Genomic DNA, 21,846 nt, shown 5'->3' on the forward strand with positions numbered 1-21,846 from the left:
CCGCCGGCCCGCCGTCGCCGTGGCTCGCGGCGGCGCCGACCGGGCCGCCCGCGGCTGTCGGCCCGGTGGCGGCCGCGGGGACGGCCGCCGCCGGGCCCCCGGTCGACCGCACATCAGCGGACTGGGCGGACTCGGCCGGCTTGCGACCCACCCAAGCGCGCAGCAAAGGGCGGACCGCCTCGCCGACCAGTAGGGCGAGGGTCAGATACAGGAGCAGCGCGAGCCAGAGGTAGCCCGGCCAGGCCAGTGCGCGCTGGAGCGGGAAGGGCGCGCCCGCGCGGCCCGCGACCAGCGCCCCGACGCTGGTCAGCGGCAGTACGAAGGCCGCCGCCGTGCCCGTACGGCGAGCCCATCCCCCGCGCGCCGTCGTATCGCGGACGAGCCGGCGCCACACGTACCAGTGGACTCCGGCCAGCAGACCGATGACGGCCACAGCGATCAGGACATAGAGCACGACCATCCCCGGCCCCCTCCCCTAGCGACTACCTGGAACGGCTACGAACGGCTACTGGGAGGCGTCATCGCGACGCAGAGCGCGCACACCGCGCAACCCGATCACCCCGATCGCCGTCCCCAAGAGAAACGAGGTGATCGCGAGCAGCAGATGCACCCAAAAGTAGGCGGTGGGATCACCGGAGTCGTCGAAGGCGAGTCCGCTGGCGTCCTTCCACAGGTTTTTGACAAAGGTGAACCAGATGACCCAGCTCCACACCCCGAAGGCGAGCAGGAACCAGGACACGGGGCGGCTGAGCTTCATGGTTCCCAGTATGGGCGGGTCCGCCGATACCTCCACGCGGGGGTCTGCCGTCAACACGTCGGCGCTGCTTTCGCCCTCTTCAGCGACGCCGGGTACGTTCAGCTCCGTGCCCACATCTTCCTGCACCAGCACTCACGTCCGAGACCGCACCCGTAAGAGCGTCCGCCGCGCCCCTGCCCGTCGCGCCGCCGGTCCGCTGGCCACCGCCGCCGCCCTGCTGCTGTGCGGTCCGCTCACCGTCGCCCCGGCGTACGCCGCCGACCAGCCGGGCGGCTCCACCGACGAGGTCAAGCCGCCCGCCCATATGTCCACGGTGGGCGGGAAGCGGCTCGGCCGCCCCGGTATCCAGGTGGACCTCAAGCAGGGCGCGCCCGCGCTGCCCAAGGGGCTCAGCGGGAAGTCCTGGCTGGTGGCCGACGCCGAGTCGGGCGATGTGCTCGCCTCGTACAACGCCCATTGGCAGCTGCCGCCCGCGTCCACCCTGAAGATGCTGTTCGCGGACACGGTGCTGCCCAAGCTGCCGAAGACGAAGACCCACAAGGTGGAGCTGTCGGACCTGGAGGGGATGGGTGAGGGCAGCAGCCTGGTCGGGGTCAAGGAGAACTACACCTACACGGTCCACGACCTGTGGCTCGGCGTCTTCCTGCGCTCGGGCAACGACGCGGTGCACGTGCTGTCGGCCATGAACGGCGGTGTCCCGGCGACCGTAAGGGATATGCAGGCACACGCGAAGTACCTGAACGCCCGGGACACCCATGTGGTCACACCGGACGGCTACGACGAGAAGGGCCAGGTCAGCAGCGCTTACGACCTGACCCTCTTCGCCCGCTCGGGGCTCCAGAAGGCGGATTTCCGGGAGTACTGCTCGACGGCGACCGCGCAGTTCCCCGGAACGTACACGAAGGACAAGAAGGGCGAGAAGAGCCGCTCGAGCTTCGGCATCCAGAACACCAACCGGCTGCTGACCGGCTACGGTGTCGAGCCCTACAAGGGCATCGCCGGGGTCAAGAACGGCTACACCTCGCATGCGGGCTCCACCTTCACCGGGGTCGCACAGCGCGGGGACCGGGTGCTGCTGGTCACCGTCATGAACCCGCAGAACAACGAGGCGAACGAGGTCTACAAGGAGAGCGCGAAGCTCCTCGACTGGGGGTTCGAGGCGTCGGGCTCGGTGAACCCGGTCGGCACCCTCGTCCGGCCGGGCACGGCGGGCGCGAGCCACCCGTCGGCCGACGGCAAGGACAGCCACAAGGACACCCAGGCGTCCGTCTCGGCGGGCAACGGAAGCTCCAACGGCCTCTGGACCGCGGCGGGCATCGCGGGCGGCTCACTGGCGCTGCTGGGCGCGGCGGCCTTCGGGGTGCACCGCCGCTGGCCGCTGCCGGAGCTGGTACGGCGCCGCTCCCGCGACTGAGCTGCCCGCCTGGCCGCCTTACGGCCGCCGCCTTACGTGGTCGCCTTACGGTTGTCGCCTCACGGCTTACGGTGGTCGCCTTACGGCCGCCGTCTCCGGTCGGTATCCGTACGCCGCCGCCTTACGGCCGCCATGGCCCCGTGTGGCACGGCCGGCCGCCACCGTCCGGTCTCACGCCGCCGCCGACGGGCCCTCCCGCCCGCCGGCGCGGGGCCCATCGACCTTGGTCGGCCCGGACGGCCGGGCCTCGTCCGGCCGGTCCTCCTCCGGCTGCGTCTTGCCGTCAGGCTGGGCCTTGTCCGCCTCGGCCGCCCATTCGGCCTCGTGCTCGGCCTGGGCGGCGGGCGGGATGGCGGTCCACGCGGCGCAGTACAGCGTGAGTTTCGCGGTGAAGTTCATCCACAGCAGCAGGGCGATGGGCACCCCGAAGGCCCCGTACATGCTCTTCGCCGCCACGCCCTTCAGATAACTGCTGAGCAGCAGCTTGAGCAGTTCGAAGCCGATCGCGCCGATGAGCGCGGCGACCGCGACCGTACGGCGGGGCGGTTCCACCCCGGGGAGCCAGGTCAGGACGTAGCACAGCAGCAGGAAGTCGGCGCCGACGGCGACGGCGAACGCGGCGATCCGCAGCAGCCAGCCGCCGAGCCCGTTCTCGGGGATGCCGATGAGCCGGACGACCCGGCCCACGGCGGTGGCGGCCAGGGTGGACACGGCGAACGAGACCAGGGCCACCCCGCCGAGTCCGACCAGGACGAAGGCGTCCTTGACCTTGCGCATCACCGGGTTGCCAGGGTCCTCCTCCAGCTCCCATACGGCGCGCAGGCATTCGCGCAGCGAGCCCACCCAGCTGATGCCGGTGAACAGCAGCAGCGCGCCCGCCACGACTCCGATGGTGGCCGCGTTCTGGACGAGCCCGCCCAGGTCGAGCTGGCCGGAGATACCGGGGATCTGCTGGGCGATCTTCTTCTGCACCTGGGCCATCTGCGCATCGGTGAGCGTCGCCGCGCCGATCGCCGCGCCGACGGCGATGAGCGGGAAGAAGGCGAGAAAGCTGGTGAAGGTGATCGCGGCGGCGAGCCGGGTCCAGTGGACGCGGTCGAGCCGTGCGTAGGTGCGCCAGGCGTGGGTGTGCATCAGCCAGGCGACAGCGGGGCCGACGACAGGCAGCCGGGTCAACGATTCCATGATCAGCCACTACCCTTCCGCGCGTTCTCACTCCTCGGCGCACCGACGAGCGGTACGGAGACGCATATCCGGGTTCCCCGGACCGATGCTCCGCTCATCACTCTTTTCGGTGAGGGCGTGAGTACGACCTTCCGACCGCTCCGGGGAGAGGCTGGTCTTCTTGGAGCGGCTGGTCTTCTTGGAGCGGCTGGTCCTCTTGGGTGGGGCTGGTCCGGCCGGAGGGCTAGCGGTGGGGCGCCGCCGGGCGGGAGAGATCGGCCTGACGGGGCACCAGGGGCGAGGCGCCGCCCGGCTGTTCGTCCGTCCCGAAGGGGTACTCGCGGTCCAGGCGCCAGACCCCGTCCGCCCCCTGCTCGTACAGCGCGAAGCCGTTGATCATCCAGGCGGCCTCGTACTCCTTGAGCTCGATGAACGCCCGGTCCATCGCCTCTTCGTCGATGCCGTGCGCGACCGTGACATGCGGGTGGTACGGGAACTGGAGCTCACGCGCGCACGGCCCGGACTCCATCCGGATCCGCTCCTGGAGCACCGCGCACTCCTCCGCGCCCTCGACGATCCTGACGAAGACGACCGGCGAGAGCGGCCGGAAGGTGCCGGTGCCCTCCAGCCGCATCGGGAACGGCCGCCCCTCGGCCGCGACCCGCGCCAGATGGTCCTCCACGGCGGGCAGCACCGAGGCGTCGACCTCGGTCGGCGGCAAGAGGGTGACGTGGGTGGGGATGCCGTGGGCGGCCGGGTCGCCGAAGCCCGCGCGCCGCTCCTGGAGGAAGCTGCCGTACGGCTCCGGGACCGCGATCGAAACGCCGAGCGTTACGGTCCCCACTGCGTTCTCCCTCCTGGCCCTCCCGGGCTGCTGGGTTCTGGCCGCTGCACCCGTGTCAGTGTGGCGGCTGCGCCGCCTTCGCGGCTAGGTTCCTCGGTCCTTCGGCACACGGGTCCGCGGGCCCCCTGGTCAGGGGGGCCGGACCGGTGTGTTCTGCGGTGGGCGCGGGCAGTGCCCCTCAGCGCGCCGCGGGCAGGAAGCCCACCTTGTCGTAGGCGGCGGCCAGCGTCTCGGCGGCGACGGCGCGGGCCTTCTCGGCGCCCTTGGCCAGGATCCCGTCCAACGTCGCGGGGTCACCGAGGTATTCCTGGGTCCGCTCGCGGAACGGCGTGACCCACTCGACCAGCACCTCGGAGAGGTCGGTCTTGAGCGCGCCGTAGCCCTTGCCCTCGTAACGGCGCTCCAACTCCGGGATGGCGGTGCCGGTCAGGGTGGAGTAGATGGTCAGCAGATTGCTGACGCCCGGCTTCTTCTCCTCGTCGAAGCGGATCTCGGTCTCCAGGTCGGTCACCGCGCTCTTGATCTTCTTCGCCGAGACCTTGGGCTCGTCGAGGAGGCTGATGATGCCCTTCGGCGTGGAGGCCGACTTGCTCATCTTGATCGTCGGGTCCTGGAGGTCGTAGATCTTCCCCGTCTCCTTGACGATGTACGGAGCGGGGACGGTGAAGATCTCGCCGAAACGGCCGTTGAAGCGGTCGGCCAGGTCCCGGGTGAGCTCGATGTGCTGGCGCTGGTCCTCGCCCACCGGGACGTGGTGGGCCTGGTACAGCAGGATGTCCGCGACCTGGAGGATCGGGTAGGTGAAGAGGCCGACGGTGGCCCGCTCGGCGCCGTGCTTGGCCGACTTGTCCTTGAACTGCGTCATCCGGGACGCCTCGCCGAAGCCGGTGAGACAGTTCATCACCCAGCCGAGCTGCGCGTGCTCGGGCACATGGCTCTGGATGAAGAGCGTGCAGCGGTCCGGGTCCAGACCGGAGGCGAGCAGCTGCGCGGCGGCGAGCCGGCTGTTGGCGCGCAGCTCGGCCGGATCCTGCGGCACGGTGATCGCGTGCAGGTCGACCACGGTGTAGAACGCGTCGTGGGTCTCCTGTAGCGCGACGTACTGCCGAATCGCACCGAGGTAGTTGCCGAGGTGGAACGAACCTGCGGTGGGCTGGATACCGGAGAGCGCACGGGGACGATCGAGGGCCATGACACCCATTCTCTCAGGTGTGGAACCAGACTCCGTCCGCCGGTGTATGAAAGGTGTGAGGACTGGTGAAGCACAGATCATCGCGCGGGTGCGGGCCGGCGACACCGAGGCGTACGCCGAGCTGGTGCGGGCCCATGCGCCGATCGCGCACCGCACCGCCCGGCTGCTCGGGGCGGGCGCGGACGCTGAGGATGTGGTGCAGGACGCCTTTGTGAAGGCGTATCTCGCGCTGGGTCGGTTCCAGAGCGAGGCGGCGTTCCGGCCCTGGCTGCTGCGGATCGTCGCCCATGAGACGAGTAATGCGGTGCGCTCGGCGCGTCGGCGGCGGACGGCGGCGGACCGGGAGGGGGCTCTGCTGGCCGGTGCCGAGCCGGTGATACCGGAATCGGCCGATCCGGCGGCCGTGGCGCTGGCGGGCGAGCGGCGGGGGCGGCTGCTGACCGCGCTGGAGGAGCTGAGCGAGCCGCAGCGGCGGGTGGTGATCTACCGCTATCTGCTGGATCTGGACGAGGCGGAGACGGCGGAGGCGCTGGGCTGGCCTCGCGGCACGGTCAAGTCGCGGCTGAGCCGCGCCCTGAGACGGCTGGAGCAGCTGCTGGGGCCGTCGGAGACGGCCGACAAGACGGTCGAGGAGATGACAACAGCCCATGAGGCGGAGCGGGGAGGCGCAGGAGATGGCCGAGGAAGGGCTGCCCGGCGAGCTGCGGGCACTCGGGCGGGCGCTGGAGATACCACCATCCGGCGGACCGTCGCCGCGCGGCGTGCCACGGACGGACGGCGCGTCGCGGACGGACGGCGTGCCGCCGGTAGCACCGGAGGAAGGCGTGCCGCTGGCGCACGGGGAGACGCTGGTCGAGCGGGTGCTCGCCCGGATCGTGGGCCTGCCGGTGCCGGTGGCCGACGACCGGATCCCGGAGGAGCAGTGGTGGCAGCCGCTGCCCGGCCTGGAGGCCGGGCAGGGCCCCGCGCGCGGCGTCAGCGTCAGCCGGTCGGCAGACCGGGAGCCGGGTAGGCGGCCATCAGCTCGGCCACCTCGTCCCTGATCTTGAGGAGGGCGCCCTCGTCACCGCTCTTCGCGGCGGTCACCCCGCGGTCGATCCAGTCGGCCACGGCGGGCATGTGCTCGGTGGACAGACCGCGCGAGGTGAGGGAGGGGGTGCCGATCCGGATACCGGAGGGGTCGAAGGGCTTGCGCGGGTCGAACGGGACGGTGTTGTAGTTCACCACGATCCCGGCCTGGTCCAGAGCCTTGGCAGCGACCTTGCCCGGCACCTCCTTGGGCGTCAGGTCCATCAGGATCAGATGGTTGTCGGTGCCGCCGGAGACCAGATCGAAGCCGCGGGCGAGCAGCTCCTCGGCGAGCGCCTTGGCGTTGGCGACCACGGCATGCGCGTAGTCACGGAAGGCGGGCTGGGCGGCCTCGTGCAGGGCCACCGCGATGGCGGCGGTGGTCTGGTTGTGCGGACCGCCCTGGAGCCCGGGGAAGACGGCCTTGTCAATGGCCTTGGCATGGGTCTCGCGCGCCATCAGCATCGCGCCGCGCGGACCCCGGAGTGTCTTATGGGTGGTGGTGGAGATGACATCGGCGTACGGCACCGGCGAGGGGTGTGCGCCGCCCGCGATCAGACCGGCGATATGCGCGATATCGGCGACGAGCACCGCGTCCACCTCACGAGCGATCTCCGCGAAGGCGGCGAAGTCGATCGTGCGGGGCACCGCCGTGCCACCGCAGAAGATCAGCTTGGGCCGCTCCGCGAGGGCCAGCTCGCGCACCTGGTCGAAGTCGATCGCACCGGTGTCCTGGCGCACCCCGTACTGGACACCGCGGAACCACGCGCCGGTGGCGGAGACGCCCCAGCCGTGGGTGAGATGACCGCCCATGGGCAGTGACATGCCCATCACGGTGTCACCGGGCCGGGCGAAGGCCAGATAGACGGCGAGGTTGGCGGGCGAGCCGGAGTAGGGCTGGACATTGGCGTGCTCGGCCCCGAAGACGGCCTTGGCCCGGTTGATCGCCAGGGTTTCGACCTGGTCGATGACCTGCTGGCCCTCGTAGTAGCGGCGGCCGGCGTAGCCCTCGCTGTACTTGTTCTGGAGCACCGTTCCGGAGGCTTCCAGGACGGCGGCGGAGACGTAGTTCTCGCTGGGGATCAGGCGCAGGGTCTCGGCCTGTAGCAGCTCCTCGGCGCCGACGAGGGAGGCGAGTTCGGGGTCGGCGGCGAGAAGGGCGGGATGGGACAGGGGCAGGCTCATCGGGTCCTCCGGGGCGATCGGTGACGGTCCGGTCGTGTCCCGGGGTGCCCAGGCGGGCGGCACCTCGTGGCGCTGGGGCCACGCATCGCTTCCTCGTGGTCGATTCCACGCCCGGCTCGCCAGTCACGATACGCACCTCCACTCTAGCTAGTGGGACAAGGAAGGAGCACGAGATGGGACCGGGACGCTCCGCGGAGCGGGCCATCACCACCGCCGAGGCCCATGGCGCGCACAACTACCATCCGCTGCCGGTCGTCATCGCGTCCGCCGAGGGCGCCTGGATGACCGATGTCGAGGGCCGCCGGTACCTCGATCTGCTCGCCGGATACTCGGCGCTGAACTTCGGGCATCGCAACCGCCGGCTGATCGAGGCCGCCAAGGCCCAGCTGGACCGGGTCACCCTCACCTCGCGCGCCTTCCACCACGACCGCTTCGGCGCCTTCTGCTCCGAGCTGGCCGAGCTGTGCGGTATGGAGATGGTGCTGCCCATGAACACGGGGGCGGAGGCGGTGGAGACGGCGGTCAAGACGGCCCGTAAATGGGGCTACCGGATCAAGGGCGTACCGGACGGCCGGGCCAGGATCATCGCCGCCGACAACAACTTCCACGGCCGGACCACCACCCTCATCAGCTTCTCCACCGATCCGGAGGCCCGTGCCCACCACGGCCCCTTCACCCCGGGGTTCGCGACCGTGCCGTACGGGGATCTGGCGGCGATGGAGGCGACGCTCGACGCCGCGCCCGAGGAGACGGTCGCCGTGCTGCTGGAGCCGGTCCAGGGCGAGGCGGGGGTGGTGGTGCCGCCGCCCGGCTATCTGACCGGGGTCCGGGAGCTGACCCGGGAGCGGAACGTGCTGTTCATCGCCGATGAGATCCAGTCGGGCCTCGGGCGCACCGGCACCACCTTCGCCTGTGAGCACGAGGGGGTGGTCCCCGATGTCTATGTGCTGGGCAAGGCGCTGGGCGGCGGGGTGGTGCCGGTGTCGGCGGTGGTGTCCTCCCGGGAGGTGCTCGGGGTGCACCGCCCCGGGGAGCACGGCTCGACCTTCGGCGGCTCCCCGCTGGCCTGCGCGGTCGCCCTGGAGGTCATCGCCATGGTGCGGACCGGCGAATTCCAGCGGCGCTCGGCCGAGCTGGGCGAGCTGCTCCACCGGGAGCTGGGACTGCTGCTGGGAAAGGGAGTCCAGCAGGTGCGCGGCCGGGGGCTGTGGGCCGGGGTGGACATCCATCCGTCACGGGGCACCGGGCGGCAGATCTCCGAGCGGCTCATGGACCGCGGGGTGCTGGTGAAGGACACCCATGACGCCACCATCCGGATCGCCCCGCCCCTGGTGATCAGCGAGGAGGATCTGGAGTGGGCGCTGGACCAGCTCAGGGCGGTGCTGGCCGAGTGAACGTGCACGGTTCGGTGCCCCCGTACGGCTCAGCGGAACCGTACGGTTCAGTGGCCCCGAACAGCTCAGTGGCCCCGAACAGCTCAGTGGCCCCGTACGGCTCAGAGAATCACGTGCGGTATGAAGCGCGCGTACTCGTCCGTCACCAGCCCCGCCGACTCGCGGATGCCGAGCCCCGCCGCCTCGCCCTGGACGACCCAGGTGCCGAGCACCACCCGGTTGCCGTCGAAGTCGGGCAGCGGCGCCAGCTCCTGGTAGCAGCACGGCTCGTCGCGGAGGGCCGGGTCCTCGCCCGGCGGATGCACGGTGACCCCGGCGCCCTCGCGGCCGAGCAGCGGTTTGGCCACATAGCCGGTGGTGCGGGCCAGTTCCCGGGGGCCGTCGAGGTAGGCGGGCAGCAGATGGGGGTGGCCCGGGAAGAGCTCCCACAACACGGCCAGCAGCGCCTTGTTGGACAGCAGCATCTTCCAGGCCGGTTCGATCCACAGCGTGGATCCGGTGCCGCCCCCGTTGTCGAGCGTGTCCAGCACATGCGGGCCGAACCGGTCGGTGACCAGCCACTCCCACGGATAGAGCTTGAAGCAGCTCCGGATGAAGCGGAACCGCTTGTCGACGAAGCGGCCCGACAGCCGTTCCCAGCCGATGTCCTCCACGGAGATGGCCTCGGTGCTCAGCCCGGCCTGTTCGGCCGTCTCGCGGAGGTAGGCCACCGTCATCAGGTCCTCGCCCAGCTCGTCCCCGGCCGAATGCGCGAAGTACAGGGGCGAGCCCGGCGGCAGCAGCGCCGCCTGGGTGCGCCAGGCGTCGACCAGCCGTTCATGGAGGGAGTTCCACTGGTCGGCGCCCGGGAAGCGATCCTCCATCCAGAACCACTGGGCGCTGGCCGCCTCCACCAGCGAGGTGGGCGTGTCGGCGTTGTACTCCAGCAGCTTCGCCGGGCCCGTGCCGCCGTCGTAGCGCAGATCGAACCGGCCGTAGACGCTGGGCTGTTCGGCCCGGCGGTGCCAGGACTCGGCGATCAGCCCGGCCAGCCGCGGATCGTCGATGCCGAGGTCGGCGAAGCGGCCGGTGTCGACAATATGGGCGGCCGCGGCCAGCGACATCCGGTGCAGCTCCTCGACGACCTCCTCCAGCGCCTCCACCTCGGGCAGCGAGAAGGCGTAGTAGGCGCTCTCGTCCCAGTAGGGGCGCAGCGAGCCGTCCGGGTAGCGGGTCAGCGGATAGATGACCCCCTGCTCCTCCACCGTGGACTGCCAGTCGGGGCGGGGGTCGATGGTGTGGCGCTTCATCGTGGGGCGGCCCGCTCAGCCGCCGCTGGAGCCCGAGCAGCCGAAGCCGCCGCGGTCGGCCGCCTTGCTCTTGTCGAAGGTGCCGTAGTCCGCCCAGCGGCCGCTGACGTCGGAGTCGTAGTACCACTCGCCGTCGACGCTCTTCTGGCCCCGGCTCTTCTTGCCCTTGCCGGCCGAGGTGGACGAAGAGTTCTTGCAGGCGCTGGAGTCGACGACCCGATATCCGTTCACCGCGTCATAGCTGTTCCGGTCCACACAGCGCTTGTCCGGTTCCGAACCACAGGAGGTGAGCGCCGCCGCCAGCGCGCCCATGCCGCCCAGGATCACCGTGCTCGACCGCAGTCGCCGTGGGGCTTTCCGTATCCTCGGTTCTTCCATTGGTGCCTCCCCCGTCGTGTGCTGCCGCCACTTTAGGGGAGTTGTCGTGCACCTGTACGGCAGGGTCCGGACGGGCAGGATCCAGCCGGACAGGATCCAGCCGGGCAGGGTCCAGCCGGGCTGGGGTTCAGGGCAGCACCCGGCACAGCGCATCCAGGGCGCCCGCGAAGGCGTGGTCGGGCGGGGCGCCGTAGGCGAACACCAGCGCGTCCGGCTGCCCGCCCGGTCCCGGTCCGGGCTCGTCCCGCTGCTCGCCCGGTCCGTCCGGCTGCTCCGGCTCGCGGTAGCGGTAGCGGGCCAGCCCCTCCAGGGCCAGCCCCTGCCAGGCCGCGCCCTGCACCACGGACCGCTCGGTGCCCGGCGGCAGTTCGAGCACCGCGTGCAGCCCCGCCGCGATGCCCGTGATCCGCACCTCCGGGGCGCGTTCGGCGAGCGCCGCCACCAGCTGATCGCGGCGGCGCCGGTAGCGCATCCGCATACCGCGCACATGGCGGTCGTACGCCCCCGAGTCGATGAACTCCGCGAGCGTCAGCTGGTCCAGCCCGCCCGACTGCCACTCCCCCGTCGCCTTGACCGCCAGGAGGTCGTCCATCAGATGGTCCGGCACCACCATCCACGCCAGCCGCAGCGCGGGCGCCAGGCTCTTGCTCGCGGTGCCCAGATAGACCACATGCTCGGGGGCGAGCCCCTGGAGCGCCCCGACCGGCTGACGGTCGTAGCGGAACTCCCCGTCGTAGTCGTCCTCCAGCACCAGCCCGCCCATCCGCGAGGCCCAGTCGACCACGGCGGCGCGCCGGTCGGGCACCAGCCGCACTCCGGTGGGGAACTGATGCGCCGGGGTGAGCAGCACGGTCCGCGCGGTCAGCCGGTCCAGCTCCGCCGTCCGCGCCCCGTGCTGGTCGACCGGCAGCGGCACGGTGCGCAGCCCGGCCCCGCGCATCACGTTCCAGTGGACGTCGAGCCCGTACGACTCCACGGCCACCTCGCGGTGGCCGGCCCGCGCCCGCACCCGGCTGAGCAGGGCCAGCCCTTGGACGAACCCCGCGCAGACCACGATCCGTTCCGGCGCGGCCCGTACGCCGCGGGCGCGCGCCAGATAGTCGGCCAGGACCCGCCGCAGCTCGGGCCGGCCCGCGGGCCGGCCGTAGCCGAAGGCGTCGTTCGGTGCGGTGGTCAGGGCGCGGCGGGCCGCGGAGAGCCAGGCGGACCGGGGGAAGGCCGAGACATCGGGCGATCCGGGCCGCAGGTCGTAGGCGGGCCGCAGGTCGTAGGCGGGCCGAAGGCCGGCCACGGCGGCGGCCGGAGGGGTGCGCGGCGGCGCGGGTTCGGGCGGTACGACGCGCCGGGCGACCCGGGTGCCGGAGCCCTGCCGGGCCGTCAGCCACCCCTCGGCGACCAGTTCCCCATAGGCGTCGGCGACGGTGTTCCGGGCGATGCCGAGGTCGGCGGCGAGGGAGCGGGAGGAGGGCAGCCGGGTGCCCGGGGCGAGCCGCCCGGTGCGGACGGCGTCGCGCAGTGCGCGGATGAGCGCGGCCCGCACCCCGGTCCCGCCGCCCCGGGGCAGATCCAGATGGAGGTCCGCCCCTGGCCGGGCCCCGCCGTCCGCCCGCTTCGCGACCTGGTCCGCCGGCTTCGCGACCTGGTCCGCCGGCGAAGTGGCCCATGAATCCGCCATGAAAATGGACCATACTCCTGGGCCGCCGGGCCTCTAGCGTGGCCGTATGACAACGACCGAGACCCCTCACCCACACGCTCCCCGGATGCGGTTCTTCAAGGCCGCCCCCGAGGTCTACAAGGCCATGGTCAATCTGGACGCGGCCGCCCGGAAGGGCGTGGACCCGGTGCTCGCCGAGCTGGTCAAGATACGGGCCTCGCAGCTCAACCGCTGCGCGTTCTGCATCGACCTGCACGCTGGGGAGGCCCGTGCGGCGGGTGAGTCCGAGGAGCGTCTCTACCTCCTCAACGCCTGGGAGGAGGCCGGTCACCTCTTCACCGAGAAGGAGCAGGCCGCCCTCGCCCTGACCGAGGCCGTCACCGTCCTGACCGACGGTTTCGTCCCGGACGAGGTCTACGAGCGGGCCGCCAAGCACTTCGAGGAGCCGGAGCTGGCCCAGCTGATCGCCCTGATCCTCACCATCAACGCCTGGAACCGGATCGGTGTCACCACCCGCATGATCCCCGGCTCCCACAAGCCGAGCAGGTGACCATCGGCCCCCGCCGTCGTCGCCGACGACGACGGGGGCCGCTTTCCGTCACCGGGCTCAGGGCAGCCACTTCTTCCAGACGTCCGGGTGCTTCTTGACCCACTTCTCCGCGGCGTCCTGGGCCGACATCCCCTGCGAGGCGATCATCTCGGACACCTCGTTCTGGTCCTGCTTGGTCCAGTGGAACCTCTTCAGGAACTCGGCCGCCTCGCCGCCGTGCTGCGCGAAGTCCGCGTTGAGGTACTTCTGGAGCGGTGTGGTCGGGTAGGCGCAGTCGATGGATTGGGGGTCCTCGGTGCCCTCGGCCGCGCACGCGTCCGTGTACTTCGGCAGCTTGACCTCGACCATCGGCACCTGGTTGAACAGCCACTGCGGTTCGTACCAATAGGTCAGGAACGGCTTCTTGGCCTTGGCGAACTGCTTGATCTGGGTGATCTGCGCCGCTTCCGAACCCGAGAAGACGATCTGGTAGTTCAGCTTCAGGTTCTTCACCAGCGCCTTGTCATTGGTGACATAGGACGGGGAGCCGTCCAGCAGCTGGCCCTTGCCGCCGCTCTCCGCGGTCTTGAAGGTCTTCGCGTACTTGTTGAGGTTCTTCCAGTCCAGCACGTCCGGATGGGCGTCGGCGAAGTACTTCGGCACCCACCAGCCGATATGGCCGGTGACGCCGAGCCCGCCGCCCGGCACGATCGTCTTCTTGTCCTTGACGTAGCGCTGCTCCTGGTCCGGGTGGCCCCAGTCCTCCAGGATCGCGTCCACCCGGTCCTGGCTGAGCGCGTCCCACGCCGGCACCTCGTCCACCTGGACGGTGTCGACCCGGTAGCCCAGCTCGTGCTCCAGCAGATACTGGGCGACCGCGACATTGGACTGGGCGCCGATCCACGACTGGACCGAGAGCGTGACGCTCTTCGCGCCGCCCACATTGGCGTACGGCGAGGTCTGCTTGGTCATGTCCGCGGCGCCGCAGCCGGTCGCGGTGAACACGGCCGTGACCCCGGCCGCGGCCATCAGCAGCTGAGTGCGGGTGCGAGCCATCTCAGGCCCCCTTCCTGTCGCGGCGCGCGGTCGGCTGGGTGACCCGGTCCAGCATCAGCCCCAGGCAGACGATCGCCGCACCGGCGACCAGACCGGTGGCCAGATCGCCCTGCGCCAGGCCGAACACCACGTCGTAGCCGAGCGCGCCCGAGCCGACCAGACCGCCGATGATCACCACGGCCAGCACCAGCACCACGCCCTGGTTGACGGCGAGCAGCAGCGCCGGGCGGGCCAGCGGAAGCTGGACCTGGCGCAGCTGCTGTCCCTGGGTGGCGCCGAGCGAACGCGCCGACTCCAGCGCCGCCGGATCGACGCTCCTGAGGCCCTGGGTGGTGATGCGGATGACGGCGGGCAGCGCGTAGACGATGGCCGCGGCCGCCGCCGGGGCGCGGCCGACACCGAACAGCGCGACCACCGGGATCAGGTACACGAACTGCGGCATGGTCTGGCACACGTCCAGCACCGGCCGCAGCAGCCGCTCCAGCCGGGTGGACCGCGCGGCCGCGATGCCGATCGCGAAGCCGAGCACCAGCGTGACGAAGACGGCCGCCAGCACCTGGGAGAGGGTGTCCATGGACGGTTCCCACACCCCGAGCACGCCGACCGCGGCCATGGCGGCGGTGGCGGTCAGGGCGGTGGCCCAGGTGCCGATCAGCCAGGCCAGCGTCGCGACGATCAGCAGCACCGCGTACCACGGCAGGCCCTGGAGCCCCTCGCGCAGCGGGTCCAGGATCCACCTGACGTAGTCCGAGGCCCAGTCGGCGGTGCCGCCGACGACCGGCACACCCGTGTAGAGGTGGTCGACCATCCAGTCCTTGAACTGGTTGACGGGCTCCTCGATGGCGACGGTCCAGCCGGTCGGCCAGGTCTGCGACCCGGTCAGCCGTCCGGCCACGGTCACCACCGCGGTGAGCACCGCGACGCCCGCCCAGGCGGGCCAGCCGCGCAGCAGCCGGGGCCCGTCCTCGGCCGGCGGCTCGCCGAGGCGCTCGCCCGCCGACGCCGTGGTGCGGTCCATCACGACGGCCAGCAGCACGATCGGCAGACCGGCGGCGAGCGCCTTGCCGACGTCCACGCTGGACAGCGCCTGGTAGACGCGGTCACCGAGACCGCCGCCGCCGATCACCGACGCGATCACGGCCATGGACAGCGCCATCATGATCGCCTGGTTGACGCCCAGCAGCAGCTCCTTGCGGGCCAGCGGCAGCCGGGCCGACAGCAGCCGCTGCCGCCAGGTGGCGCCGAGCGAGGTCACCGCCTCCAGCACCCCGGCGTCCGCGCCGCGCAGGCCGAGGGCGGTGAGCCGGGCCATCGGCGGGGCCGCGTAGATCACGGTGGCCAGCACCGCGCCCGGTACGCCGATGCCGAAGATCAGCACGACGGGCAGCAGATAGGCGAACGCGGGCAGCACCTGCATGGTGTCCAGCACCGGCCGCAGCGCCCGGAACGCCCGCTCGGAGAGCCCGCCGGCCAGCCCCAGCACCCCGCCGACGACGACGGACGCGGTGACGGCGACGGCCATCAGCGCGAGCGTCTGCATCGTCGGCACCCACATGCCCAGCAGCCCGCACACGGCGAAGGACACCACGGTCGTCACCGCGACCCGCACTCCGGCGACCCGCCAGGCCACCAGGGTCGAGGCGGCGGTGACCCCGGCCCAGCCGAGGGTGAGCAGGACGACGTAGACGGCGCGCACGCAGATGATGACCGCGTTGCTGATGTGGCCGAAGAAGTAGAGGAAGATCCAGTGGCTGTCGCGGTTGTCGATGATCCAGTCGCTGGCCTTGCCGAGCGGTCCGGACACATCGACGGTCAGCGCGTGCGGCCAGCTGCCGCTCGCCCATGTGGCGTGCGCGAGCGGTACGAGCACGGCGGCGATCACCACGAGCACCGCGAGCTTGCGCACCGCGTGGCTGCGGACGGCCGCGCTCAGCGGGGACGGGCGCGCCGCCGCCGTCCCGGTGGCGGCCGGCTCGGTGGCGGGGTCGGTGGGGCGGTCGGTGGCGGAACGGGTGGCGGTGGCACTCATCCGCGCCCCCCGGCCCCGCCCGGCGGCGCGAGGATCGAGGTGGTGCTCATGCCGCGGCCACCTCCTTGCCGTCCAGGCCCGCGACCACGCTGAGCAGGCAGGCGTGGTCGACGACGCCCAGGCAGCGGCCGCCGTCGACGACGCGCGCGGGGCCGCCGGTACGGGCCACGGCCTCGATCGCGTCGGCGACCGTGGTGCCCGGGGCCAGCGCGGGCCCGCCGTCCTTCTCCTCGGACGTCGCGGGGCGCATCGCGCGGCGCACGGTCAGCACCTGCTCACGCGGTACGTCGCGGACGAAGTCCCGTACGTAGTCGTCGGCCGGGGAGCCGACGATCTCCTCCGGGGTGCCGAGCTGCACGATCCCGCCGTCGCGCATCAGCGCGATCCGGTCCCCGAGCCGCAGCGCCTCGCTGAGGTCATGGGTGATGAAGACCATCGTGCGGCCCTCGTCACGGTGCAGCCGGATGACCTCTTCCTGCATATCGCGGCGGATCAGCGGGTCGAGCGCGCTGAACGGCTCGTCGAAGAGCAGCACCTCGGGGTCGACGGCGAGCGCGCGGGCCAGGCCCACCCGCTGCTGCTGACCGCCGGAGAGCTGTCCGGGGCGGCGGCGCTCGAGACCGGTGAGGCCGACCTTCTCCACCATCTCGGCGGCCCTGGCGCGGCGCTCGGTCCTGCCGACACCCTGGATCTCCAGGCCGTAGGCGACGTTGTCGAGGACGGAGCGGTGCGGCAGCAGCCCGAAGTGCTGGAAGACCATGGCGGCGCGGTGCCGGCGCAGATCGCGCAGCCGGGCCTTGTCCATGGCCAGGACGTCCTCGCCGTCGATCTTCAGGGTGCCGGAGGTGGGCTCTATCAGCCGGGTGAGACAGCGGACGAGGGTGGACTTGCCGGAGCCGGACAGCCCCATGACCACGAACACCTCGCCCGGCTGGACGTCGAAGGACACCTCGCGCACGGCGGCGGTGCAGCCGGTGCGGGCGCGCAGCTCCGCGGCGGGCAGTCCGGCCTCGGGGGAGCCCGGGATGCGGTCGGCCTTGGGGCCGAAGACCTTCCACAGGTCGCGGACCGAGAAGACCGGGGTGCGCGCACCGCTCTCGGGGAGCCCCGGGGTGTCGGGCGTCTCGGGGACCAGGGTCGTCGCCATCACGCCTCGCCTCCCGGCGCGAGGATGGCGGCTCGCTCATCCGGCCCGCGCCGATCCCGATCACGATCCTCGAACAGCAGCTCAGCGCACTTCTCGCCCACCATCAGCACTCCGATCATCGGGTTCACGGCCGGCATCGTCGGGAAGACGGACGCGTCGGCGATACGGACGCCGTCCAGGCCCCGGATCCGCAGATCGGGGCCGACCACGGCGAGTTGGTCCGACGTGGCGCCCATACGGCAGGTGCCCGCCGGGTGGTACACGGTGTGCGCGACCTTGCGGGCGTACTCGCTGATCTCCTCGTCCGAGGTGATCTCCGGCCCCGGGCACACCTCGCGCTTGAGCCAGCCCGCCAGCGGTTCGGTCTTGGCGATCTTGCGCGCGAGGCGGATGCCGTCGACCAGCGTGCGGCCGTCGTAGTCGGCCTCGTCCGTGAAGTACCGGAAGTCGAGGGCGGGCTTGACGGACGGGTCGGCGCTGGTGAGGTAGAGCCGGCCGCGGCTGCGCGGCTTGGGGATGTTGGGGGTCATCGACACGCCGTGCTCGGGCTTTTGGTACCCCAGCCGCTCCGGATTGTCGGTGAACGGGATCTGGTAGAAGTGGAACATCAGGTCCGGGCCCCGGGATTCGGGGTCCCGCCGGATGAACAGGCCCGCGTCGGAGTCCATCGCGGAGTTCTCCGGGATCGGGCCGTCCGTCTCCCACACGATCACCGACTCCGGGTGGTCGAGCAGGTTCTCGCCGACGCCCGGCAGATCGTGGACGACGGGGATGCCCAGCGCCTCCAGATCCGCCCTGGGCCCGATACCGGAGTGCAGCAGCAGCCGCGGGGTGTCCACGGCGCCCGCGCAGACCAGGACCTCGGTTCCGGCCCGGACCACGATCTCCTCGCCGTCCTTGGTGCGGACGTGGACTCCGGTGGCCCGGCCGCTGTCGTCGAGCTCCAGCCGGTACGCCCAGGTCTCCAGCATCAGACGCAGGTTGGGCCGGTCCAGGAACGGGTGCAGATAGGCGACCGACGCCGAGGAACGCTTGTTGTTCTCCGGGTGGTACGCGAGGTCGAAGAAGCCGACGCCCTCGTGGAACGGCTTCTTGTTGAACCCCTCGACGCGCGGCACCCCGGCGGCGGCCTTGGCGGCCTCGACGAAGTCCCGCGCGATCGGGTTCCGGTCCTTCTCGTCCACCGGGACGATGTTGTTGCGCAGCCGGTGGAAGTACGGGTCCATGGACGCCGCGTCCCAGCCCTCGGCACCGGCCTCGGCCCACTCGTCCCAGTCGCCCGGCAGCGGCTTGAAGGAGATCAGGGTGTTGTGCGAGGAGCACCCCCCGAGCACCCGCGCCCGGCTGTGCCGGATATGTGAATTCCCGCGTGGCTGCTCGGTGGTGGGGTAGTCGTAGTCCAAGTCGCCGCCGAGCAGCCCGAGCCAGCGGCGCAGGGTGAGCACATCGGGCCGGTCGACATCGGACGGTCCGCCCTCGATGACGGCGACCCGGATGTCCGGGTCCTCGGTGAGCCGGGAAGCGATCACCGACCCTGCGGTGCCGCCGCCGATGACGACGTAGTCGTATGCGACAGGTTCGGACATGGTGGGGTTACTCCTCGGGGTCTTACCCAGGCGGCCCGCGCCGGTGCGGCGGGCCGGGGGCTGCCGCCCCCCTGGGTGTGGGGGGTGCTGGGTGCCTCGGTGGCTACGGGCGTCAGCCGCCGCCGGCCGTCATCGGGTGCGGCCGGGTCCGGGCCCTGGGGAAGGAGTCCGGGCCCGGCCGTGACCCGGGCGGGGCGGCGGGGGCGTCAGCCGGCGAACCAGCGCACCGGACTCGGCCGCAGGTTCTCGTAGACGTGCTTGGTCTCGCGGTATTCGTCAAGGCCCGCGGGACCGAGCTCGCGCCCGACCCCGGACTTGCCGAAACCGCCCCATTCGGCCTGCGGGAGGTAGGGGTGGTAGTCGTTGATCCACACGGTGCCGTGCCGCAGCCGGGCGGCGACGCGCCGCGCCCGCGCGGTGTCGGCGGACCAGACGGCGCCGGCCAGTCCGTACTCCGTGTCATTGGCGAGTGTGACGGCCTCTTCCTCGGTTTGGAAGGACTCGACCGTCAATATCGGCCCGAACGTCTCCTCGCGCACCACCCGCATCTCGCGGTGGCACTGGTCGAGAACGGTCGGGAGGTAGAAGTAACCGGTGGCCGGGCGGACCTCGCTGGGCTCCGGCTGCTTGCCGCCGCAGCGCAGCAGCGCGCCCTCCGCCAGGGCGGACGCCACATACGCCTCGGTCTTGTCCAGCTGCTGGGCCGAGACCAGCGGACCGCATTCGACACCGTCCTCGGTGCCCCGGCCCAGCTTGATCTTCTCCGCGCGGCGGGCGAGTTCGGCCACGAACCGCTCCCGCACCGACTCCTCGATGATCAGCCGGGCGCCGGCCGAGCAGACCTGGCCGCTGTGGATGAAGGCGGCGTTCAGGGCCTGGTCGACGGCGGTGTCAAAGCCCTCGGCGGTGGCGCAGGCGTCGGCGAAGACCACATTGGGGTTCTTGCCGCCGAGCTCCAGCGCGACCTTCTTGACCGTCGGCGCGGCGGCCTGGGCGACCTTGGTGCCGCTGACCAGGCCACCGGTGAAGGAGACCAGATCCACATCGGGGTGCTCGGACAGCCGGGCGCCCACCGGGTCGCCCGCGCCGGTGACCAGGTTGGCCACCCCGGCCGGCAGCCCGGCCTCGACCAGCAGTTTGACCAGGTGGACGGTGGACAGCGGGGTCACTTCGCTGGGCTTGATCACGAAGGTGTTCCCGGCCACGAGCGCCGGGGCGATCTTCCAGCTGGCCTGGAGCAGCGGATAGTTCCAGGGGGTGATCATCGCGCAGACGCCGACCGGTTCATGGACCACGACGCTGTGCACATCGGGGGTGCCCGCGTCGATGACGCGCCCGGCCGACTCGCCCGCGGCCAGGTCGGCGAAGTACCGGAAGGCGTTGGTCACGTCGTCGACGTCGACCCGGCCCTCCTCCAGGGTCTTGCCGGTGTCACGGCTCTCGGTGAGCGCGATCGTCTCGCGGTCGCGCTGGAGCAGTTCGGCGACGCGGCGCAGCAGCGCCGCCCGCTCGGCCACCGGCGTCCCAGGCCAGGTCCCCTGGTCGAAGGCACGGCGGGCGGCCGCTACCGCCGCGTCGGTGTCCTCCACGCCACCCTCGGAGACGACGGCGAGGGTCTTGGCGTCCGCGGGGTCGAGAACCTCCCGCTGCGCGCCGGATGCGGCCGCCTGCCACACCCCATCCACATGAATCGTCTCGGCTGCCGCCACGTGATCCTCTGCCTTCCGGTTCCACGAGTTCTGCCACTGGCCCAAGCCAGCAACGTGGACCCCTAACCGAATGGCCGGAACCTATGCGCAATTCGCAAGGGAAAGTGGGGCGGCTCACGTGATCCGAAGGCGAAACGGCAGAAGGGCCACATTCCGGAGCGCATACCGGAATGTGGCCCTTCAGATACTTCGGGTACGGCCGTGGTGCGGCGCGAGTACGGCCGTGCTGCGGCGCGAGGCGCGTCAGATGAGGCCGAGACCGCGCACGGCCTCGCGCTCGTCCTCGAGCTCCTTCACCGACGCGTCGATGCGGGTCCGCGAGAACTCGTTGATGTCCAGGCCCTGGACGATCTCGAACTTCCCGTCCTTGGCGGTGACCGGGAAGGAGGAGATCAGGCCCTGCGGCACCCCGTACGAGCCGTCGGAGACCACACCGGCGGAGGTCCAGTCGCCGGCGGCGGTGCCGTTGACCCAGGTGTGGACGTGGTCGATGGCGGCGTTCGCGGCGGAGGCGGCCGAGGAGGCGCCGCGCGCCTCGATGATCGCGGCACCGCGCTTGGCGACGGTCGGGATGAAGGTGTCGGCCAGCCACTGCTCGTCGTTGACGACCTCGGCGGCGTTCTTGCCCGCGACCTCGGCGTGGAAGACGTCCGGGTACTGGGTGGCGGAGTGGTTGCCCCAGATCGTCAGCTTCTTGATCTCGCTGACCGGGGCACCGGTCTTCTTCGAGAGCTGCGACAGGGCGCGGTTGTGGTCCAGGCGGGTCATCGCGGTGAAGCGCTCGGCCGGTACGTCCGGCGCGGCGGCCTGCGCGATGAGCGCGTTGGTGTTGGCCGGGTTGCCCACGACCAGGACCTTGATGTCGTCCGCGGCGTGGTCGTTGATGGCCTTGCCCTGCGGCTTGAAGATGCCGCCGTTGGCCTCCAGCAGATCGCCGCGCTCCATGCCCTTGGTACGCGGGCGGGCGCCGACCAGCAGCGCGACGTTCGCACCGGCGAAGGCCACGTTCGGGTCGTCGGAGATGTCGATGCCCTGGAGCAGCGGGAAGGCACAGTCGTCGAGCTCCATCGCGGTGCCCTCGGCGGCCTTCAGCCCCTGCGGGATCTCCAGGAGACGCAGTTTGACCGGCACGTCCGCGCCGAGCAGCTGGCCGGAGGCGATGCGGAAGAGCAGCGCGTAGCCGATCTGGCCGGCCGCGCCGGTGACGGTGACGGTGACGGGAGTGCGGGTCATGGCGGTCTCCTGCGCTGTGTTGTCAGTCCAAGATGTCTTGGTGTCGAGATACCGGCGTCAGGCTATCCGACGGCACCTGACCCAGGTCCTCTCGGGCCATTGTGTAACCGCTCACCGCGTGTTTCCCCGGCTCACCGCGTACTCCGGGATCGCCGCGTACTCCGGGGTCGCCGCCAGGCACTTTGGCGGCCGCCTGCCAGGAGGGGGAGTGCAGGCGG

17 protein-coding genes, 1 pseudogene and 1 riboswitch are annotated in these 21,846 nt (G+C 71.4%); of the genes and pseudogenes, 4 read left to right on the top strand and 14 right to left on the bottom strand.

What is annotated here, in order from left to right; all coding sequences use genetic code 11:
- Positions 1-505 precede the first annotated feature (505 nt).
- Entirely contained in the window at positions 506-757 is a 252-nt protein-coding gene (locus N6H00_RS17345) for an SCO4848 family membrane protein (RefSeq protein ID WP_268972643.1), read from the bottom strand.
- A gap of 106 nt (positions 758-863) precedes the next feature.
- Here N6H00_RS17345 and N6H00_RS17350 point away from each other — a divergent pair, with 106 nt between their 5' ends.
- Positions 864-2,171 (top strand): D-alanyl-D-alanine carboxypeptidase family protein, encoded by a 1,308-nt coding sequence (locus N6H00_RS17350; protein ID WP_268972644.1) that lies wholly within the window; start codon positions 864-866, stop codon positions 2,169-2,171.
- A gap of 171 nt (positions 2,172-2,342) precedes the next feature.
- Here N6H00_RS17350 and N6H00_RS17355 read toward each other — a convergent pair whose 3' ends face one another.
- The 3 genes from N6H00_RS17355 to trpS all read right to left on the bottom strand — a co-directional run bounded on the left by N6H00_RS17355 (position 2,343) and on the right by trpS (position 5,371).
- A complete protein-coding gene (locus N6H00_RS17355; RefSeq protein WP_268972646.1) occupies positions 2,343-3,356 on the bottom strand; it encodes a YihY/virulence factor BrkB family protein in 1,014 nt (337 codons plus the stop codon).
- Positions 3,357-3,579: 223 nt separating this feature from the next.
- Complete coding sequence (locus N6H00_RS17360) at positions 3,580-4,179, bottom strand: 2'-5' RNA ligase family protein (protein WP_268972647.1); 600 nt, start codon at positions 4,177-4,179, stop codon at positions 3,580-3,582.
- 178 nt (positions 4,180-4,357) lie between these two features.
- On the bottom strand, positions 4,358-5,371 hold the full coding sequence (gene trpS / locus N6H00_RS17365; RefSeq protein ID WP_268972648.1) for a tryptophan--tRNA ligase: 1,014 nt from the start codon (positions 5,369-5,371) through the stop codon (positions 4,358-4,360).
- 76 nt (positions 5,372-5,447) lie between these two features.
- Here trpS and N6H00_RS17370 point away from each other — a divergent pair.
- Positions 5,448-5,969, top strand: a pseudogene (locus tag N6H00_RS17370) (RNA polymerase sigma factor); the annotation flags it as partial.
- 383 nt (positions 5,970-6,352) lie between these two features.
- On the opposite strand, the gene glyA reads toward N6H00_RS17370, so the two are convergent.
- Complete coding sequence (glyA, locus tag N6H00_RS17375; protein ID WP_268972649.1) at positions 6,353-7,624, bottom strand: serine hydroxymethyltransferase; 1,272 nt, start codon at positions 7,622-7,624, stop codon at positions 6,353-6,355.
- Positions 7,625-7,663: 39 nt separating this feature from the next.
- Positions 7,664-7,761, bottom strand: a riboswitch (ZMP/ZTP riboswitch).
- Positions 7,762-7,797: 36 nt separating this feature from the next.
- Between glyA and rocD the strand changes: the two genes are divergently transcribed.
- Complete coding sequence (gene rocD, locus N6H00_RS17380) at positions 7,798-9,018, top strand: ornithine--oxo-acid transaminase (RefSeq protein WP_268972650.1); 1,221 nt, start codon at positions 7,798-7,800, stop codon at positions 9,016-9,018.
- Between the two features lie 101 nt (positions 9,019-9,119).
- Here the strand turns inward: rocD and N6H00_RS17385 are convergent, their stop codons facing one another.
- The 3 genes from N6H00_RS17385 to pdxR form a co-directional block, all read right to left on the bottom strand.
- Entirely contained in the window at positions 9,120-10,307 is a 1,188-nt protein-coding gene (locus tag N6H00_RS17385; RefSeq protein WP_268972652.1) for a glutathionylspermidine synthase family protein, read from the bottom strand.
- A gap of 15 nt (positions 10,308-10,322) precedes the next feature.
- Complete coding sequence (locus N6H00_RS17390) at positions 10,323-10,685, bottom strand: hypothetical protein (RefSeq protein ID WP_268972653.1); 363 nt, start codon at positions 10,683-10,685, stop codon at positions 10,323-10,325.
- 127 nt (positions 10,686-10,812) lie between these two features.
- Entirely contained in the window at positions 10,813-12,360 is a 1,548-nt protein-coding gene (gene pdxR / locus N6H00_RS17395) for a MocR-like pyridoxine biosynthesis transcription factor PdxR (RefSeq protein WP_268972654.1), read from the bottom strand.
- A 46-nt stretch (positions 12,361-12,406) separates the two neighbouring features.
- On the opposite strand from pdxR, the gene N6H00_RS17400 reads away from it, so the two are divergent.
- Positions 12,407-12,889, top strand: coding sequence for a carboxymuconolactone decarboxylase family protein (locus N6H00_RS17400; RefSeq protein ID WP_268972655.1), 483 nt, complete (start codon positions 12,407-12,409; stop codon positions 12,887-12,889).
- A 57-nt stretch (positions 12,890-12,946) separates the two neighbouring features.
- Here the strand turns inward: N6H00_RS17400 and N6H00_RS17405 are convergent, their stop codons facing one another.
- The 6 genes from N6H00_RS17405 to N6H00_RS17430 form a co-directional block, all read right to left on the bottom strand.
- Positions 12,947-13,924 (bottom strand): ABC transporter substrate-binding protein, encoded by a 978-nt coding sequence (locus N6H00_RS17405; protein WP_268972656.1) that lies wholly within the window; start codon positions 13,922-13,924, stop codon positions 12,947-12,949.
- Position 13,925: 1 nt separating this feature from the next.
- Complete coding sequence (locus tag N6H00_RS17410) at positions 13,926-15,953, bottom strand: ABC transporter permease (protein WP_268972657.1); 2,028 nt, start codon at positions 15,951-15,953, stop codon at positions 13,926-13,928.
- Between the two features lie 46 nt (positions 15,954-15,999).
- Entirely contained in the window at positions 16,000-17,100 is a 1,101-nt protein-coding gene (locus tag N6H00_RS17415; protein WP_268972658.1) for a quaternary amine ABC transporter ATP-binding protein, read from the bottom strand.
- On the bottom strand, positions 17,100-18,686 hold the full coding sequence (locus N6H00_RS17420; RefSeq protein WP_268972659.1) for a GMC family oxidoreductase: 1,587 nt from the start codon (positions 18,684-18,686) through the stop codon (positions 17,100-17,102). Before N6H00_RS17420 ends, N6H00_RS17415 begins: the two co-directional genes overlap by 1 nt.
- A gap of 206 nt (positions 18,687-18,892) precedes the next feature.
- Complete coding sequence (locus tag N6H00_RS17425; RefSeq protein ID WP_268972660.1) at positions 18,893-20,395, bottom strand: aldehyde dehydrogenase family protein; 1,503 nt, start codon at positions 20,393-20,395, stop codon at positions 18,893-18,895.
- A gap of 243 nt (positions 20,396-20,638) precedes the next feature.
- Positions 20,639-21,628 carry a malate dehydrogenase gene (locus N6H00_RS17430; protein WP_268972661.1) on the bottom strand — a complete coding sequence of 330 codons (990 nt, stop codon included), beginning with the start codon at positions 21,626-21,628 and terminating at the stop codon, positions 20,639-20,641.
- Positions 21,629-21,846: the final 218 nt, after the last annotated feature.

Source organism: Streptomyces sp. S465, assembly GCF_026898115.1.
Lineage (GTDB): Bacteria > Actinomycetota > Actinomycetes > Streptomycetales > Streptomycetaceae > Streptomyces > Streptomyces luomodiensis.